The organism is Mycobacterium ahvazicum, assembly GCF_900176255.2.
Taxonomy (GTDB): Bacteria; Actinomycetota; Actinomycetes; order Mycobacteriales; family Mycobacteriaceae; genus Mycobacterium; species Mycobacterium ahvazicum.
Genome location: NZ_FXEG02000003.1, coordinates 1417691 through 1435996, shown reverse-complemented (window position 1 = coordinate 1435996; position 18306 = coordinate 1417691). Strand labels below are relative to the sequence as shown.

10 protein-coding genes are annotated in these 18306 nt (G+C 68.1%); 7 read left to right on the top strand and 3 right to left on the bottom strand.

Going from position 1 to position 18306, the window contains the following annotated elements; genetic code table 11:
* Positions 1–101: 101 nt before the first annotated feature.
* The 4 genes from MAAFP003_RS19305 to MAAFP003_RS19285 all read left to right on the top strand — a co-directional run bounded on the left by MAAFP003_RS19305 (position 102) and on the right by MAAFP003_RS19285 (position 12376).
* Complete coding sequence (locus MAAFP003_RS19305) at positions 102–821, top strand: DUF1906 domain-containing protein (RefSeq protein ID WP_096289434.1); 720 nt, start codon at positions 102–104, stop codon at positions 819–821.
* Between the two features lie 563 nt (positions 822–1384).
* Positions 1385–10615, top strand: a complete 9231-nt coding sequence (locus MAAFP003_RS19295) for a type I polyketide synthase (RefSeq protein WP_096289433.1) — start codon at positions 1385–1387, stop codon at positions 10613–10615.
* A 28-nt stretch (positions 10616–10643) separates the two neighbouring features.
* Positions 10644–11036, top strand: coding sequence for a holo-ACP synthase AcpS (gene acpS, locus MAAFP003_RS19290; RefSeq protein WP_096289432.1), 393 nt, complete (start codon positions 10644–10646; stop codon positions 11034–11036).
* 14 nt (positions 11037–11050) lie between these two features.
* The gene (locus MAAFP003_RS19285; RefSeq protein ID WP_096289431.1) at positions 11051–12376 is read left to right on the top strand and encodes a dipeptidase; all 1326 of its coding nucleotides are present in this window, start codon (positions 11051–11053) and stop codon (positions 12374–12376) included.
* Positions 12377–12389: 13 nt separating this feature from the next.
* On the opposite strand, the gene MAAFP003_RS19280 is transcribed toward MAAFP003_RS19285, so the two are convergent.
* Genes MAAFP003_RS19280 through MAAFP003_RS19270 form a run of 3 tightly spaced genes read right to left on the bottom strand, consistent with a single transcriptional unit; the run spans position 12390 to position 15813 of the window.
* A complete protein-coding gene (locus MAAFP003_RS19280; RefSeq protein ID WP_096289430.1) occupies positions 12390–13403 on the bottom strand; it encodes a VOC family protein in 1014 nt (337 codons plus the stop codon).
* An 8-nt stretch (positions 13404–13411) separates the two neighbouring features.
* A complete protein-coding gene (locus MAAFP003_RS19275) occupies positions 13412–14257 on the bottom strand; it encodes an alpha/beta fold hydrolase (RefSeq protein WP_096289429.1) in 846 nt (281 codons plus the stop codon).
* A gap of 8 nt (positions 14258–14265) precedes the next feature.
* Positions 14266–15813, bottom strand: coding sequence for a bifunctional 3-(3-hydroxy-phenyl)propionate/3-hydroxycinnamic acid hydroxylase (locus tag MAAFP003_RS19270; RefSeq protein ID WP_096289428.1), 1548 nt, complete (start codon positions 15811–15813; stop codon positions 14266–14268).
* An 85-nt stretch (positions 15814–15898) separates the two neighbouring features.
* Between MAAFP003_RS19270 and MAAFP003_RS19265 the strand changes: the two genes are divergently transcribed.
* From MAAFP003_RS19265 to MAAFP003_RS19255, 3 genes are read left to right on the top strand one after another with little or no spacing between them, the layout of a single operon-like run.
* A complete protein-coding gene (locus MAAFP003_RS19265) occupies positions 15899–16546 on the top strand; it encodes a TetR/AcrR family transcriptional regulator (RefSeq protein WP_096289427.1) in 648 nt (215 codons plus the stop codon).
* Positions 16543–17340 carry a 2-keto-4-pentenoate hydratase gene (locus tag MAAFP003_RS19260; protein ID WP_096289426.1) on the top strand — a complete coding sequence of 266 codons (798 nt, stop codon included), beginning with the start codon at positions 16543–16545 and terminating at the stop codon, positions 17338–17340. Before MAAFP003_RS19265 ends, MAAFP003_RS19260 begins: the two co-directional genes overlap by 4 nt.
* A gap of 16 nt (positions 17341–17356) precedes the next feature.
* Positions 17357–18304 carry an acetaldehyde dehydrogenase (acetylating) gene (locus MAAFP003_RS19255; protein ID WP_165796441.1) on the top strand — a complete coding sequence of 316 codons (948 nt, stop codon included), beginning with the start codon at positions 17357–17359 and terminating at the stop codon, positions 18302–18304.
* Positions 18305–18306 lie beyond the last annotated feature (2 nt).

Sequence of the window (18306 nt, the reverse complement as noted above, 5' to 3'; positions counted from 1 at the left end):
CCTGGATTGCCGCGGACTAAACCCGCGACGCACAGAAGTGACACTAATGTTATGTATGTGGCTGATGTGTCTGATGGGGTTTGTCACGTACCCTGTCCGATGTGTCGATTTCGCGTCGTGACGTGCTCAAATTCGCTGCCGCGACCCCGGCCTTGGTGGGCATGGGTGTTGCGGCGTCGTCGTTGAGCACGCCGACGGCTTCGGCATCGCTGGGCACTTTGCTCGACTACGCCGCGGGTGTGATCCCGGCCAGTGAGATCCGCGCGGCCGGCGCCGTGGGGTCGATCCGCTACGTCTCGGACCGGCGGCCGGGTGGCAACTGGATGCTGGGCAAGCCGATCCAGCTCTCCGAAGCGCGTGACCTGCACAGCAGCGGGCTCAAGATTGTCTCCTGCTATCAGTACGGCAAGGGCAGCTCCGCCGACTGGTTGGGCGGCGCCAATGCCGGGCTGCAGCACGCCAAGCGGGGGATGGAGCTACACGAAGCGGCCGGCGGACCCCCCGACGCGCCGATTTACGCATCGATCGACGACGACCCGTCCTATGAGCAGTACAAAAGCCAGATCGCTCCGTACCTGCGCTCCTGGGAGTCGGTGATCGGACACCAGCGGACGGGCGTTTACGCCAACTCCAAGACCATCGACTGGGCGCTGCATGACGGCCTGGGCTGCTGCTTCTGGCAGCACAACTGGGGCTCGCCCAAGGGCTATGCCCATCCGGCGGCCAATTTGCACCAGGTCGAGATCGATAAGCGCAGCGTGGGCGGCGTCGGGGTGGACGTCAACGAGATCCTCAAGCCGCAATTCGGGCAGTGGGCCTAGCAATCGCTCGGCGTCGCGAATACTTCTGACCCTTTAGCCCATCCGGCCGCGCTTTCGCAACTCGACTCCAGCAAACACTTGTTCGCCGTTCGTCGTGTCGTGCGAACGCCGCCGAGTGCGAGACGCCGCGGCCGTGGCGGCGCGAAGGGCGGCACGCACTGCGAATTCTTAACATAACGATTTGGTAACAATGACGCCTTGAACAGCGCAGTTATAGCTACTCGACCGTAACCACCTGCATGCAGGACGTTTGTTCTGGATACCCGGAAGGCCGGTTAATCCGGGTGTTACCCACGACACGGTTACCCGTGCGTAGAACTCATCAGTAACCGATCAGCGCAGAAAAACGACCCGAATCCTTATGACACTCTTAGTACAGCCGATGAAGTCCGCCGCGCCGCTAGGTCGACATCAGTGGCCCGCCGACAACACACCGGTCAGCCGCTATTAGGGCTGCGATTCAAAGCGGAATCGACCTAGAGCCGGCTGGGGCCCGGCCCGCCGGGACTATCAGCAGGCCGAACGAACCGATACGTGAAGACGCATACAGGGAGATATACAAGGTGACGATCCACGAGCACGACCGGGTGTCCGCTGACCGCGACGGGAATGGCCCGCACAACACCCATGCTCTGGTCGACCGTCTCGCGGCCGGCGAGCCGTACGCTGTTGCGTTCGGTGGGCAGGGCAGCGCCTGGCTCGAAACCCTGGAAGAGCTGGTGTCGTCGGCGGGCATCGAGACCGATATCGCCACGCTGGTCGGCGAAGCGGAGCTGCTGCTCGAGCCGGTGGCCAAGGAGCTGGTCGTGGTGCGTCCGATCGGCTTCGAGCCGCTGCAGTGGGTGCGTGCGCTGGCGGCCGAGGACCCGACGCCGGCGGACAAGCACCTGACGTCGGCCGCGGTGTCGATGCCCGGCGTGCTGCTCAGCCAGATCGCCGCCGGGCGTGCCCTGGCGCGACAGGGCATGGACTGGACCGCGACCCCGCCGGTCGCCGTAGCCGGCCACTCGCAGGGCGTACTCGCCGTCGAGGCGTTCAAGGCCGAGGGAGCTCGCGACGTCGAGCTGCTGGCGCTGGCCCAGCTGATCGGCGCGGCCGGAACGCTGGTGGCCCGTCGCCGCGGCATCCCCGTGCTCGGCGACCGCCCGCCGATGGTGTCGGTCACGAACGCCGACCCGGAGCGCATCGTCGCGCTGCTCGACGAGTTCTCGCAAGACGTTCGCACCGTGTTGCCCCCGGTGCTGTCCATCCGCAACGGCCGGCGCTCGGTCGTCATCACCGGCACGCCGGAGCAACTCTCCCGCTTCGAGCTGTACTGCCAGCAGATCTCCGAGAAAGAAGAAGCCGACCGCAAGAACAAGCTGCGTGGCGGCGACGTCTTCGCGCCGACCTTCGACCCGGTTCAGGTCGAGGTGGGCTTCCACACCCCACGGCTGGCCGACGGCATCGACATCGTCGGCGGCTGGGCCGAGAAGGTCGGCCTGGACGTCGAGCTGGCCCGGCGCCTGACCGATGCCATCCTGGTGAGCGGCGTCGACTGGGTGGAAGAGATCACCGCGGTGCACAACGCGGGCGCGCGCTGGATTCTCGACCTGGGTCCCGGCGACATCCTGACCCGACTCACCGCACCGGTGATCCGCGGCCTCGGCGTCGGCATCGTGCCCGCCGCCACCCGCGGCGGGCAGCGCAACCTGTTCACCGTCGGCGCCACCCCCGAGGTGGCACGGCCCTGGTCGAGCTACGCGCCGACCGTCGTGACCCTGCCTGACGGCCGCGTCAAGCTCTCGACGAAGTTCACCCGGCTGACCGGGCGCTCGCCGATCCTGCTGGCCGGCATGACCCCGACCACGGTCGACGCCAAGATCGTCGCCGCCGCGGCCAACGCCGGACACTGGGCCGAGCTGGCCGGTGGTGGGCAGGTCACCGAGGAGATCTTCGCCGCGCGCATCGAGGAACTGTCCGGCTTGCTCGACACCGGCCGCACCTACCAGTTCAACACCCTCTTCCTCGACCCCTACCTGTGGAAGCTTCAGGTCGGCGGTAAGCGCTTGGTGCAGAAGGCCCGTCAGGCCGGCGCCGCGATCGACGGCCTGGTGATCAGCGCCGGCATCCCGGACCTGGAGGAAGCCGTCGCACTGATCGACGAGCTCAACGACGTCGGCATCAGCCACGTCGTGTTCAAGCCGGGCACCATCGAGCAGATTCGCTCGGTCATCCGCATCGCGACCGAGGCGCCCACCAAATCGGTGATCGTGCACATCGAGGGCGGGCGCGCCGGCGGCCACCATTCGTGGGAAGACCTCGACGACCTGCTGCTGGCGACCTACTCGGAGCTGCGTTCGCGCTCCAACATCACCGTGTGCGTCGGCGGCGGCATCGGCACGCCCGAGCGGGCCGCCGAGTACCTGTCCGGGCGGTGGTCGCAGTCGTACGGTTTCCCGTCGATGCCGATCGACGGCATCCTGGTCGGCACCGCGGCGATGGCCACCCTCGAGGCGACCACGTCACCGTCGGTCAAGCAGATGCTGGTCGAGACCACCGGCACCGACCAGTGGATCGGCGCCGGAAAAGCGCAGGGCGGCATGGCTTCCAGCCGCAGCCAGCTCGGCGCGGACATCCACGAGATCGACAACTCCGCCTCGCGGTGCGGCCGGCTACTCGACGAGGTCGCCGGTGACGCGGACGCCGTCGCGCAGCGCCGCGACGAGATCATCGCCGCGATGGCCGGCACCGCCAAGCCGTACTTCGGCGATGTCCGGGAAATGACCTACCTGCAGTGGCTGCAGCGCTACGTCGAGCTCGCCATCGGTGCGGGCAACTCGACCGCCGACACCGCTACACCCGGCAGCCCGTGGCTGGCCGACACCTGGCGCGACCGTTTCCAGCAGATGCTGCAGCGCGCCGAGGCCCGGTTGCACTCCCAGGACCACGGCCCCATCACGACGCTGTTCGAATCGGACGAACGGGGGGCGGCGCTGCTGGAGAACCCGCAGGCGGCGATCGCCGCGCTGCTCGCGAGCTACCCCGACGCCGAAACCGTGCTGCTGCACCCGGCCGACGTGCCGTTCTTCGTCACGCTGTGCAAGACGCTGGGCAAGCCGGTCAACTTCGTGCCGGTCATCGACAAGGACGTGCGGCGCTGGTGGCGCAGCGACTCGCTGTGGCAGGCGCACGACGCCCGCTACGACGCCGACCAGGTGTGCATCATCCCCGGCACCGCCGCCGTCGCCGGCATCACCCGGGTCGACGAGCCCGTCGGCGAACTGCTCGACCGTTTCGAGCAGGCCGCGATCGACGACGTGCTGGCCGCCGGCGGCGAGGCGAAACCCGTCCGCTCGCGCCGGCTGGGCCGCCCGGATGTGACCGGGGCGCTGGCCGTCGTGCTCGACGCCCCCGACGTGCTGTGGGCGGGGCGCACCGCCACCAACCCGGTCCACCGCATCGCCGATCCGGCCGACTGGCTGGTCCACGAAGGTCAGCGCGCCACGCACTCGTCGACCGGGGCTCGCCTGCAGGTCCAGTCCGAGGAGCGCGTCGTCCTGAGCGTCCCGGTGTCCGGCGTCTGGATCGACATCCCATTCACGTTGCACGCCAACACCATTGACGGCGGTGCACCGGTGGTCTCCGCCGACGACGCCACCGCCGCGATGCGCGCCGTCCTGGCGATCGCCGCCGGTGTTGACGGGCCGGAATTCCTCCCGACGGTCACCGAGGGGACCGCGACCGTGACGGTGGATTGGGACCCCGAGCGCGTCGCCGACCACACCGGGGTCACGGCCACCTTCGGCGAGCGCCTGGCACCCAGCCTCACCACCGTGCCCGACGCGCTGGTCGGCCTGTGCTGGCCCGCGGTCTTCGCCACGATCGGTTCCGCGGTCACCGGGGCCGGCGTGCCGGTCGTCGAGGGCCTGCTGAGCCTGGTCCACCTCGACCACGCCGCTCATGTGGTCGGCAAGCTGCCCGCGCAACCGGCCCAATTGACCGTTACCGCAACGGCTTCGGCGGCAATCGACACCGACATGGGCCGAGTTGTCCCGGTTTCGGTGACGGTGGCCGCCCCCGACGGTACGACGATCGCGACCCTGCAGGAGCGATTCGCGATTCTCGGGCGTACCGGTCCGGCCGAACTCACCGACCCGTCCCGGGCCGGTGGTGCGGTGTCGAAGAACACCACCGACACCCCGCGCCGTCGCCGCCGCGACGTCACCATGACCGCACCGGTCGATATGCGTCCGTTCGCCGTGGTGTCCGGTGACCACAACCCGATCCACACCGACCGGGCCGCCGCACTGCTGGCCGGCCTGGAATCGCCCATCGTGCACGGCATGTGGCTGTCGGCCGCCGCGCAGCACACGGTGACCGCCACCGACGGCCAAGCCCGCCCGCCGGCCCGCCTGATCGGCTGGACCGCGCGCTTCCTGGGCATGGTGCGTCCGGGCGACGAGGTCGACTTCCGGGTCGATCGCGTCGGAATCGACCAGGGCGCAGAGGTTTTGGAGGTCACGGCCAAGGTCGGAACCGACCTGGTGATGTCGGCGACCGCGCGACTGGCCGCACCGAAGACCGTCTACGCGTTCCCCGGCCAGGGCATCCAGCACAAGGGCATGGGCATGGAGGTCCGCGCCCGGTCCAAGGCCGCGCGCAAGGTCTGGGACGACGCGGACAAGTTCACCCGCGACACCCTGGGCTTCTCGGTGCTGCACGTGGTGCGCGACAACCCGACCAGCCTGATCGCCAGCGGCGTGCACTACCACCACCCCGACGGCGTGCTGTACCTGACGCAGTTCACTCAGGTCGCGATGGCGACGGTGGCGGCCGCCCAGGTCGCGGAGATGCGCGAGCAGGGCGCATTCGTCGAGGGTGCCATCGCCTGCGGTCACTCGGTCGGTGAATACACCGCGCTGGCCTGCGTTTTGGGCGTCTACGAGCTGGAAGCCTTGCTGGAGACCGTGTTCCACCGCGGGTCGAACATGCACGACATCGTGCCGCGCGACGAGATGGGCCGCTCCAACTACCGGTTGGCCGCGATCCGCCCCTCGCAGATCGACTTGCCCGACGACCAGGTCACCGACTTCGTCGCCGAAATCGCCGAGCGCACCGGGGAATTCCTGGAGATCGTGAACTTCAACCTGCGCGGCTCGCAGTACGCGATCGCCGGCACGGTCCGCGGCCTCGAGGCACTCGAGGAAGCCGTGGAGAAGCGTCGCGAGATCAGCGGCGGCAAGCGGTCTTTCATCTTGGTGCCGGGCATCGACGTGCCGTTCCACTCGCGGGTGCTGCGGGTCGGCGTTGCCGACTTCCGCCGCTCGCTGGAGCGGGTCATGCCCCGTGACCAGGACCCCGAGCTGGTCATCGGGCGCTACATCCCGAACCTGGTGCCGCGGCCGTTCACGCTGGATCGCGACTTCATCCAGGAGATCCGGGACCTGGTGCCGGCCGAACCGCTCGATGAGATCCTGGCCGACTACGACACCTGGCTGGCCGAGCGGCCGCGTGAGATGGCCCGCACGGTGTTCATCGAGCTGTTGGCGTGGCAGTTCGCCAGCCCGGTGCGCTGGATCGAAACCCAGGACCTGCTCTTCATCGAGGAGGCCGCCGGCGGCTTGGGCGTGGAGCGGTTCGTCGAGATCGGCGTGAAATCCGCGCCGACCGTCGCCGGACTGGCCACCAACACCCTCAAGTTGCCCGAATATGCCCACAGCACGGTCGAAGTGCTCAACGCCGAGCGCGACGCCGCGGTGCTGTTCGCCAACGACACCGACCCCGAGCCGGAGGCCGAGGCTGAAGAAGCCGTTGATTCCGGCGCTGCCGCGTCGGACGGCGCGCCGCAAGTGGCGGCACCGGCAGCCGCGCCCACCGCGCCCTCGGGTGCTCCGCGACCGGACGACATCACGTTCGACGCGGCCGACGCCACTTTGGCGCTGATCGCGCTGTCGGCGAAGATGCGCATCGACCAGATCGAGCAGCTGGACTCCATCGAGTCCATCACCGACGGTGCGTCGTCGCGACGCAACCAGCTGCTGGTCGACCTTGGTTCGGAGTTGAACCTCGGGGCCATCGACGGTGCCGCCGAGGCCGACCTGGCCGGGCTGCGGTCGCAGGTCACCAAGCTGGCGCGTACCTACAAGCCGTACGGCCCAGTGCTTTCCGACGCGATCAACGACCAGCTGCGCACGATTCTCGGGCCGTCCGGCAAGCGGCCGGCCGCGATCATCGAGCGGGTCACCAAGACCTGGGAGCTCGGCGAGGGCTGGGCCAAGCACGTCGTCGTCGAGGTCGCGCTGGGAACCCGCGAGGGCACCAGCGTCCGCGGCGGAGCCATGGGGCACCTGCACGAGGGTGCGCTGGCCGACGCTGCTGCTGTCGACAAGGTCATCGACGCCGCGGTCGCTGCGGTCGCTGCGCGCCAAGGTGTTTCGGTGTCGCTGCCCTCGGCGGGCGGTGGCGGGGGAGCGACGATCGACGCCGCCGCACTGTCGGAGTTCACCGACCAGATCACCGGCCGCGACGGCGTACTCGCTTCGGCGGCCCGCCTGGTGCTGGGCCAGCTGGGTCTCGACGACACCGTCAGCGCTTCCCCGGTGGCCACCGACGCCGAGCTGATCGACCTGGTCACCGCCGAATTGGGTTCGGAATGGCCACGTTTGGTGGCGCCGGCGTTCGAGGCCAAGAAGGCCGTCGTGTTCGACGACCGCTGGGCCAGTGCCCGCGAGGACCTGGTCAAGCTATGGCTGACCGACGAGGGTGACATCGATGCCGATTGGGTGAACCTCTCGCAGCGGTTCGAGGGCGCCGGCCATGTCGTCGCCACCCAGGCGACGTGGTGGCAGGGCAAGGCCCTGGCGGCGGGCCGCGCAATCCACGCCTCACTGTTCGGCCGCATCGCCGCGGGTGCCGAGAACCCGGACCCCGGTCACTACAGCAGCGAAGTCGCGGTCGTCACCGGTGCGTCGAAGGGTTCGATCGCCGCGTCGGTCGTGGCGCGTCTGCTCGACGGCGGTGCCACCGTGATCGCGACGACGTCCAAGCTGGACGATGACCGGCTCGCGTTCTATCGCAACCTCTACCGCGACCACGCCCGGTTCGGCGCGACGCTGTGGGTGGTCGCGGCCAACATGGCCTCCTACTCCGACATCGACGCCCTGGTTGAATGGGTCGGTACCGAGCAGAGTGAAAGCCTTGGGCCGCAGTCGATCCACATCAAGGACGCCCAGACCCCGACGCTGCTGTTCCCGTTCGCGGCACCGCGGGTGGCCGGCGACCTGTCGGAGGCCGGTTCGCGGTCCGAGATGGAGATGAAGGTGCTGCTGTGGGCCGTACAGCGGCTGATCGCCGGCCTGTCCAAGATCGGCGCCGAGCGCGACATCGCGTCACGGCTGCATGTCGTGCTGCCGGGCTCGCCCAACCGCGGAATGTTCGGCGGTGACGGCGCCTACGGCGAGGCCAAGTCCGCGCTGGACGCCCTGGTGAGCCGCTGGCACGCGGAATCCTCGTGGGCCGCGCGAGTCAGCTTGGCGCACGCGCTGATTGGCTGGACCCGCGGCACCGGGCTGATGGGTCACAACGACGCCATCGTCACCGCCGTCGAGGAGGCCGGTGTCACCACCTACTCCACCGACGAGATGGCCGGGATGTTGCTGGCGCTGTGCGATGTGGAGTCGAAGGTGGCCGCGGCCGGCAAGCCGATCGAGGCGGACCTGACCGGCGGTCTCGGCGACGTCGAAATCGACATGGCGGAGTTGGCCGCCAAGGCCCGCGAGGAGATGTCCTCGGAGGCAGTCGAAGACGACCAGCCGGCAGCGGGCACCATCGCCGCGCTGCCGTCCCCGCCGCGCGGATTCACCCCGGCGCCGCCGCCGGAATGGGCCGACCTTGATCTCGACCCGGCCGACCTCGTGGTGATCGTCGGCGGCGCCGAACTCGGCCCGTACGGATCGTCGCGCACCCGCTTCGAGATGGAGGTCGACAACGAGCTGTCGGCCGCGGGTGTCCTCGAGCTGGCCTGGACCACCGGGTTGATCCGCTGGGAGGACGACCCCCAACCGGGTTGGTATGACACGGCTTCCGGTGACCTGATCGACGAGGCCGACCTGATCGAGCGCTACCACGACATCGTCGTCGAGCGCTGCGGCATCCGGGAGTTCGTCGACGACGGCTCGATCGACCCGGACCACGCGTCGCCGCTGCTGGTGTCGGTGTTCCTGGACAAGGACTTCGCGTTCGTCGTCTCGTCGGAGGCCGACGCCCGCGCGTTCGCCGAATTCGACCCCGAGCACACGGTGATCCGGCCGGTGCCCGAGTCGAGCGACTGGCAGGTTATCCGCAAGGCCGGCACCGAGATTCGGGTGCCGCGCAAGAACAAGCTGTCGCGCGTCGTCGGCGGCCAGGTCCCGACGGGCTTCGACCCGACCGTGTGGGGCATCAGCGCGGACATGGCCAGTTCCATCGACCGCCTTGCGGTGTGGAACATCGTCGCCACCGTCGACGCGTTCCTGTCCGCCGGATTCAGTCCGGCCGAAGTGATGCGCTATGTGCACCCGAGCCTGGTGGCCAACACCATGGGCACCGGCATGGGTGGCGGCAGCTCGATGCAGACGATGTACCACGGAAACCTGTTGGGCCGTAACAAGCCGAACGACATCTTCCAGGAAGTGCTGCCGAACATCGTTGCCGCGCACGTGGTTCAGTCCTACATCGGCAGTTACGGCTCGATGATTCACCCGGTCGCCGCGTGCGCGACGGCCGCGGTGTCGGTCGAGGAGGGCGTCGACAAGATCAAGCTGGGCAAGGCCGAGATGGTCGTGGCCGGCGGTATCGACGACCTGACGCTGGAAGGCATCATCGGCTTCGGAGACATGGCGGCCACCGCCAGCACCGAGATGATGCGCGACCGCGGCATCACGGACTCGAAGTTCTCGCGGCCCAACGACCGTCGGCGGCTCGGCTTCGTCGAGGCCCAGGGTGGCGGCACCATCCTGCTGGCGCGCGGTGACCTGGCGCTGAAGATGGGTCTGCCGGTGCTCGCGGTGGTGGGCTTCGCGCAGTCCTTCGGCGACGGCGTGCACACCTCCATCCCGGCCCCCGGCCTGGGTGCGCTCGGTGCGGGCCGCGGCGGCAAGGAGTCGCCGCTGGCACGAGAACTGGCCAAGTTGGGTGTTGGCGCCGACGACATCGCGGTGATCTCCAAGCACGACACGTCGACGCTGGCCAACGATCCCAACGAGACCGAGCTGCACGAGCGCCTCGCCGACTCGCTGGGACGCTCGCAGGGTGCTCCGCTGTTCGTCGTGTCGCAGAAGAGCCTCACCGGGCACGCCAAGGGTGGTGCCGCGGTCTTCCAGATGATGGGGCTGTGCCAGATGCTGCGCGACGGAGTGATCCCACCGAACCGCAGCCTGGACTGCGTCGACGACGAGCTGTCCGGATCGGCCCACTTCGTCTGGGTGCGCGACACCTTGCGCCTCGGCGGGAAGTTCCCGCTCAAGGCCGGCATGCTGACCAGCCTCGGGTTCGGTCACGTGTCCGGGCTGGTCGCGCTGGTGCACCCGCAGGCGTTCATCGCGACGCTGGACCCCAGCGAACGCGAGGACTACCAGCGGCGGGCGGACGCGCGCCTGCTGGCCGGTCAGCGCCGGTTGGTGTCGGCCATCGCCGGCGGCGAACCGATGTACCAGCGGCCGCCGGACCGTCGTTTCGACCACAGCGCGCCGGAGAAGCGCCAGGAGGCATCGATGCTGCTGAACCCGGTCGCGCGACTGGGCGATGACGAGGCCTATGAGGTGCCTGCCGGATGACTTTGGCGATCGGTTAACCTGGCCAGCCATGGGCATTGTCGGTGTGGGGATCGATCTCGTCTCCATTCCGGATTTCGCCGACCAGGTTGACCAACCGGGAACGGTGTTCTCCGAGACATTTACGCCGGGTGAGCGTCGCGACGCCTCCGACAAGAGTTCGTCGGCGGCGCGTCACCTGGCGGCACGATGGGCCGCGAAGGAAGCCGTGATCAAGGCGTGGTCCGGTTCGCGGTTCTCCCAGCGGCCGATCCTGCGCGAGGACATCCACCGCGACATCGAAGTCGTCACCGACATGTGGGGACGGCCGCGGGTGCGGTTGACCGGAGACATCGCCACGCATCTGGCCGACGTCACGATCCATGTGTCGCTGACTCACGAAGGGGATACCGCGGCCGCGGTCGCGATTCTCGAAACGCAGTGACTAGCCTCGAAACCATGAGCGATCTGGTTGAGCGCGTCCGTGACGTCCTACCGTCGGTGCGCCGCGATCTCGAGGACCTGGTCCGGATCGAATCGGTATGGGCCGATCCGGGCCGTCGCGACGAGGTGCATCGCAGCGCGCAGGCAGTGGCGGATCTGTTGTCCCAGGCCGGTTTTGGCGACGTGCGCATCGTCAGCGAGGGCGGCGCCCCGGCCGTCATCGCCCAGCATCCCGCACCCGTCGGCGCGCCTACCGTGCTGCTGTACGCCCACCACGACGTGCAGCCCGAGGGCGACCGCGACCAGTGGGCGTCGCCACCGTTCGAGCCCACCGAGCGCGACGGACGGTTGTATGGGCGCGGCAGCGCCGACGACAAGGCCGGTATCGCAACGCATTTGGCCGCATTCCGGGCGCACGGCGGTCAACCGCCGGTCGGCGTGACGGTCTTCGTCGAAGGCGAAGAGGAATCCGGCTCGCCGTCGTTGGGGCGCCTGCTCGCCGCGCACAAGGACGCGTTGGCCGCCGACGTGATCGTCATCGCCGACTCGGACAACTGGAGCACCGAAACCCCGGCGCTGACAGTCACGCTCCGCGGCCTGGTCGACTGCGTGGTCGAGGTCGCGACCCTCGACCACGGCCTGCACTCGGGTATTTGGGGCGGCGTGGTGCCCGACGCGCTGAGCGTGCTGGTCCGACTGCTGGCCAGCCTGCACGACGACGACGGAAACGTGGCCGTCGCGGGCTTGCACGAAAGCACCGCCGCAGCGGTGGATTACCCGCCCGAGCGGGTGCGCGCCGACTCCGGTCTGCTGGAGGGGGTTTCCGAGATCGGCTCGGGTTCGGCGCCGCAGCGGCTATGGGCCAAGCCCGCGATCAGCGTGATCGGCATCGACACCACGCCGATCGACAAGGCGTCGAACACGCTGATCCCGCGGGCGCGCGCCAAGATCAGCATGCGGGTCGCCCCCGGCGGCGACGCGGCCGCACATCTGGACGCGTTGATCGCGCACCTGCAACAGCACACCCCGTGGGGCGCCCAGCTCAGCGTCACCCGCGGCGACATCGGTGAGCCGTACGCCATCGATGCCAGCGGCAGCGTCTACGACGCGGCGCGAGCAGCGTTCCGGCAGGCGTGGGGTGTCGACGCGATCGACATGGGCATGGGCGGCTCGATCCCGTTCATCGCCGAGTTCGCCGAGGCTTTCCCACAGGCGAAAATCCTGGTGACCGGGGTGGAAGACCCAGCGACGCAGGCTCATAGCATCAACGAGAGCCTGCACTTGGGCGTGCTGGAACGCGCGGCCATCGCCGAGGCCCTGCTGTTGGCGAATCTGGCTTAGCTCGACGCCACTGTTAGTCGTCGGCGATCCCCGGTGCGCTGAGCGCCGCGACGGTGTCTTCCCGTTGCAGCACCGAGCGCGCGGCGACCGCGAATTGGTTGAGTTTGGCGATGACGGTTTGCCCTTCCGGCTGGTGCCCCCAGATGCTGATGCCCTGGTGCGTGGTGGGGTTCCAGGTGGACTCGTCGACGACGATCGGGTTCCAACCGACCTCCCACTCGAATCCCGACGGCGTCACCGCGTAGTAGGACAGCTCCTTGTCGTTGGTGTGCTGGCCGACCGACAGCGCGATGCCGAAGCCCAGTTCCTTGACGCGCCGATAGGAAGCGACCATGTCGTCGAGTGTGGCGACCTGGATGTTGACGTGCTGGACTCGGGTGCGAATCGGGTTGAGCGGCAAAGCGTTTACCGCCGCGATTGCCACGGAATGGTGTCGTTCGTTGACCCGGAGGAATCGGATCTTGAACTTCATTCCGCTGATCGTTTCGTCGATGTAGTCCGAAAGCCGCGCGTCGAACACGTGGTTGTAGTAGCCGCGTACTTGGTGTGGCTTCTTGGTCGTGAGGGCCACGTGGCCCATTCCGCCTGCGCCGGTGACGAATCCGTTCCCCGGTATGTCCAGGGACAGCGGCGCGGTACGGGCGGTGGTGTAGATCTCCTGTGCGAGTCCGTTCGGACCAGGGAACCGCAGGAAGCGCTCGACACCGCGCAGCTTCTCTTCTTCTTCGGTGCCCTCGACGCTGGGCACCCCGTGGTCGGCGATGCGACGGCCGATCTCGTCGAACGTCGAGTGGCCGTCGAGCTGCCAGCCCAGCGCGACGACATCCTCGGCCGGCCCCCGTCGTAGCAGCACGCGACATTCGTTGTCGTCGAGGCGGAATCGGACGGTGTCGGGGGCCAGCTCGTCGAGGTGCATGCCGATCGCGTCGCGGCCGAAGCGTTTCCAGTCGCTGACCTTGTTGGTCTCGATCACGACATAACCCAGATGCACGTTGCCGAACACCGAAGATGATTGTGTGGCAGACATATTGAGTGTTAGCCCTTCAGAAAGGCGGTGGTGACCGCGTTGAACAGTGCGGCGCGCTCCCACTGCACCCAGTGCCCGGTGCGCGCTGCGAGTAGGACGTCGGCGTTGGGCATCCGGTCGGCCAGCATCGCGGCGCCACTGGGTTTGTTGACCTTGTCGTCGCGTCCCCAGACGATCAGCGTCGGCGTCGAGAGGCTGCCGAGTCTGCGGTCGCGGGTGAAGTCCATCCGCCACAGGGTGCGCAAACCGGACGGGCGCTGCAGGGGCGGGTTGGCAACGACCTCGGGATCGATCGACGCCTGGTAACGGGACTCGATCAGCGCGTCGGGCACCGCATCCGCGTCATAGACCAGGTAGGAGCGAATGAACGTGCGCAGCTTCTGCAGGCTTGGTCCGTCGCCGCCGTAGTAACCCAGCAAATTTTTCAGACCGGCGCTGGGCAGTCCGCGGGTGGTTCCGACGCCACCCGGACCCATCAGCACGAGCTTGTCGACGCGGTCCGGGGTGTCCAGCGCCAGCCGCAGCGCGCACGCACCGCCGTAGGAATTGCCGACCAGATGCGCGCGTTTGATGCCGAGCTCGTCGAGCATGCCGCGGATATGAACGGCGAGGTATCCGAACGGATCTCGCCGGTCGACGCCCTTGCTGGAGCGGCCGTAACCCGGCATGTCCGGAACCAGCACGCGGAACTGCGCGGCGAGGGCGTCGACGTTGCGGGCGTAGTTCGACATGCCCGACGCGCCCGGGCCGCCCCCGTGCAGCAGGACGACGGCAGGGCCGGTGCCGCTCTCGGCGACGAAGATCTCTTTGCCGTTGACGCGTACGGTGTGTTCGGTGATGGTGCCGATACTCATTGTGTTCCTTAAGGTTTGAGGCCGGCCGGCGGCGGGGGCAGAGGTTGGCGGTCACTGGCGCCCGCGTAGATGAAACCGTCGGGCCGAACGGCCACCACCGAGGCGCCCTTCTTGCCGAGCCAGGCGATCAGCGACCCGTCAGTGTCGACGACGCAGTCCGCGCGAGGAGCGGTTCCGGGCGGGGCGACCTGCAGGACGGGTACGTCCGCCGCCCGCCAGTCCAGCCATTGGGCCGCGCGCCCGGTGTGCAGTACGGTCCAGCGGCCGCCGAGCATGTCATCGAGGCGCACGTTGTCGCCCTTTTCATCGAGGACGCACGGTTGTGGGATGAGCCAGCCGACCGCCCCGTTTCCGTTGCGCGCCAACAAACCGTCGTGATAGCGCGCGTCGGGCAGCCAGCGGTGATCGCGCAACCAGGTGGTGAAATACGGCACCCTGCTGGCGGTGCGGAGCACGTGATTGCGCATCGCCGCCCGGAACCGATTGCGCTGGATGATGAGGTTGCCGGTCTTGACCGCGCGGTTGGTCACCTCTTTCACATGGGGTAGGCGCTCGGCCTGGTAGGTGTCGAGAACGGACTCCGGCAGCGACCCGTGCAGCACCGCCCCCAGCTTCCAGCACAGGTTCGCCACATCGCGCACGCCCGCGCACATACCTTGGCCGATCCACGGGGGCATCGCGTGCGCCGCGTCTCCGGCCAGAAAGATCCGGCCCGCTCGCCACCGGTCGGCGAAGCGGACATGGTGGCTGTAGCAAGCGAAGCCGAGGATCTGCACGTTCTCCGGCGATATTCCCTGGCGGCTCAACACCTTCCAGATCGCCTCCTCCGACAGCAGATCGCGTTCGTCTTCCTCGTCGCGTACCGGGAACTCCCAGCGGTGGTGTCCCAGCGGGGTGGGGCAGTCGACGGTGGGCCGATCGGGATTGCAGTGGAAGCGAAGCCGGTCGTGGCCGGGCCATTCCCGGAGCACTTTGGTGTCGATGACGATCCAGCGCTCGGCATAGGTCCGGCCGCTGAACCCGACACCCAGCTGGGCACGGGTGGCGCTTGACCCGCCGTCGGCGGCGATCACGTAGGAGGCCCGCACGCGGCGGAACCCGTCAACCGAGAGGTCGGCCAGCAGCAATTCGACGCCGTCTTCCTGCGGGATGAGCCGCAGGCATTCGTGGTTGAGCAGGACGGACACGTTGGGGAAGCGGTCGACCCCATCGCGCAGCACCTTCTCCAGCGCGGGTTGATAGATGAACTGCTGCGGCGGGTGGCCGTTGCCCCGCGAGACGGGCAGCAGCCTGACGAACGGCACTCCGTTGGCGTCGACGAACGCTGCCCCGGAGCCGGGTTGCATGTCGGCGTTGAGGCGATCGGCGAGCCCGATCTGTTGCCAGATGCGGACAACTTCCTCGTCGGTCGAGATGGCCCGCGCACGGGCATAGATGTCGGGGTCGCGTTCCACCACCACGACATTGAGACCCAGTTGGCCTAACAGGTTCGCCGCGGTGCAGCCCACCGGTCCGTAGCCGACGATCGCCACGTCATAGGTTTTTTGGTCAGCCATGTCGACCCTCTTCGCCGATTGTTAATGTAGCGATCCATACAGTAAGCTTTTGTAGCGTGACCGTCAACACCCCCGAGGAGGCACCGTGACGGAAGGCCCCGGCGCAGCCGAACCGCGCGCCCGCAGACGCACCCGCAGCAACGGGGAGCAGTCGCGCGAGCGCATCCTCGATGCGGCGACCGAGGTCGCCACCGAACGCGGCTACGAGGGCACGACGATCTCGCTGGTCAGCAAGAAAAGCGGCCTGCCCCCGACGTCCATCTACTGGCACTTCGCCGACAAGGACGATCTGATAGCCGCGGTCATCGAGCGCAGTTTCGGCCGGTGGCTCGCCGCGCTGGACCTCCCGGGCGGCGCCATGGTCCGGGCGCGGGTGGTCGAACTCGGGACGCAGGTGGCCAAGGCGCTGTTGGATGCGCCCGACTTCATCCGCCTGGGACTGATGCTCGCGCTGGAGCGGCGCCCGATCGAGCCGCGCGCCCGCGCGATGTTTCTCGAAGTGCGCGACCGGGCGTTTGCCCGGTTCGAGACGATGGTGCGCGACGTCGCGCCCGAACTCGACGAGGAGAGCGTGCGACTGCTGACCACTTACGCGATCGCCGGTGCCGACGGGCTGTTTATCGCCAAGGAGATCGGCGGCGACTCGGTGGATCTGCTCAAGCTGTTCGAACTGCACGCCCGCCTGGTCTTCGAGTCGGCGACTCAGCTGTTGGGATCCGGGGACCTCAGATGACCGATGTGTTTGCTGCGGACCCGCAGCTGGAGGCGGCGGCCCAGCGGTTGTACGCCGCACAGGTGAGCGGTGACCCGATTCCGCCGCTGACCGAGTCGTACCCCAATTTTGATGTGGCTCAGGCCTATTCGGTTCAGCGGTGTAATCTGGCTCGTCACGTCGGTGCGGGTGCGCGGCTGCGCGGCCACAAGATCGGGCTGACCTCGGCCCCCATGCAAAGCCTGCTGGGCGTCAATGAGCCCGACTTCGGCTACGTCCTGGACACGATGATGGTGGCCGATGGGACGACGGTGCCCAGGGGTGATTTCTGCGCACCGCGGGTGGAGCCCGAGGTGGCATTCCTGCTGCGGGCGCCGTTGCGCGGTCCGGGGGTGACGGCCGGCGAGGTGCTGGCGGCCACCGAAGCGGTGGCCGCGGCGCTGGAAGTTGTCGACAGCCGCATCGCCGATTGGCGGATCAGCCTGGCGGACACCGTCGCCGACAACGCCAGCTCGGGCGCGGTGGTGCTGGGCAGCTGGGTGCCGATCTCGGACGCGCCGCGGCTGCCCGACACCACCGCGGCGCTGTACCTCAACGATGCGCTCGTCGAAACCGGGCAGGGCACCGCCGTGATGGGGGACCCGGCCGTGGCCGTCGCGTGGCTGGCCAACGCCCTGTCGGAGTACGGAACCGCGATCGAGGCGGGGCAATTCGTGATGTCCGGCTCCTACACCACCGCCGCGTTCGTGCACGCCGGCGATCGGGCATCGGCGACGATCATCGGCCTCGGCACCGTCGGCCTCAGTTTCGCGTAGACCGAAAGGAAACCCCATGGCCAGTCCGGCATTTCCCGTGGCGATCATCGGTTCGGGCAACATCGGCACCGACCTCATGCTCAAGATCCTGCGCAGCGACGGACCGCTGAGCATGGCGGCGATGATCGGCATCGACCCGGCCTCGGAAGGACTGGCGCGGGCGAAACAACTTGGCGTGCCGACGTCCTCCGACGGTGTTGACGGGTTGCTCGCCCTTCCCGGCTTCGACCAGATTCGGTTGGTCTTCGACGCCACGTCCGCCGAGGCTCACCTCAGGCACTGGGAGGCGTTGCGCCACAATGGGGTACGCGTGCTCGACCTCACCCCGGCGGCCGTCGGCCCGTTCTGTGTTCCGGTGGTCAATCTCGAAGACCACATCGATTCACCGAACCTCAACATGGTGACGTGCGGCGGGCAGGCGACGGTGCCGATCGTCGCCGCGGTGAACCAGGTGGCACCAGTGTCCTACGCCGAGATCGTGTCGTCGATCTCGTCACGGTCGGCCGGGCCCGGTACCCGCGCGAACATCGACGAGTTCACCGAGACCACCGCCACCGCATTGCAAGTGGTCGGCGGCGCCCAGCGGGGCAAAGCGGTCATCGTCCTCAACCCGGCCGATCCGCCGATCCTGATGCGCAACACCGTGTACTGCCTGGTCGAGGGTGATTGCGACCAGGTCGCCATCGAGGCGTCCATCGCCGCGATGATCGAGCGGGTCCAGCGCTACGTGCCCGGCTACCGACTCAAGCAGCCGGTGCAGTTCGAGACCTTCGGTCCCGACAACCCGCTCTCCATTCCCGAGACCGGAAAGTTCATCGGCACCAGGATCACCAGCCTGCTCCAGGTGACCGGCGCTGCCGACTATCTGCCCGCCTATGCCGGAAACCTCGACATCATGACCTCCGCGGCGCTGGCCACCGCGAAAAGCATTGCGGCACAAACGATGGCAAAGGCGGGTGTGTGACC

Excerpts from the sequence above, each read along its gene's own strand:
- acpS (WP_096289432.1), top strand. The coding sequence starts at position 10,644 with ATGGGCATTGTCGGTGTGGGGATCGATCTCGTCTCCATTCCGGATTTC.
- MAAFP003_RS19285 (WP_096289431.1), top strand. The coding sequence starts at position 11,051 with ATGAGCGATCTGGTTGAGCGCGTCCGTGACGTCCTACCGTCGGTGCGC.
- MAAFP003_RS19280 (WP_096289430.1), bottom strand. The coding sequence starts at position 13,403 with ATGTCTGCCACACAATCATCTTCGGTGTTCGGCAACGTGCATCTGGGT.
- MAAFP003_RS19275 (WP_096289429.1), bottom strand. The coding sequence starts at position 14,257 with ATGAGTATCGGCACCATCACCGAACACACCGTACGCGTCAACGGCAAA.
- MAAFP003_RS19270 (WP_096289428.1), bottom strand. The coding sequence starts at position 15,813 with ATGGCTGACCAAAAAACCTATGACGTGGCGATCGTCGGCTACGGACCG.
- MAAFP003_RS19260 (WP_096289426.1), top strand. The coding sequence starts at position 16,543 with ATGACCGATGTGTTTGCTGCGGACCCGCAGCTGGAGGCGGCGGCCCAG.
- MAAFP003_RS19255 (WP_165796441.1), top strand. The coding sequence starts at position 17,357 with ATGGCCAGTCCGGCATTTCCCGTGGCGATCATCGGTTCGGGCAACATC.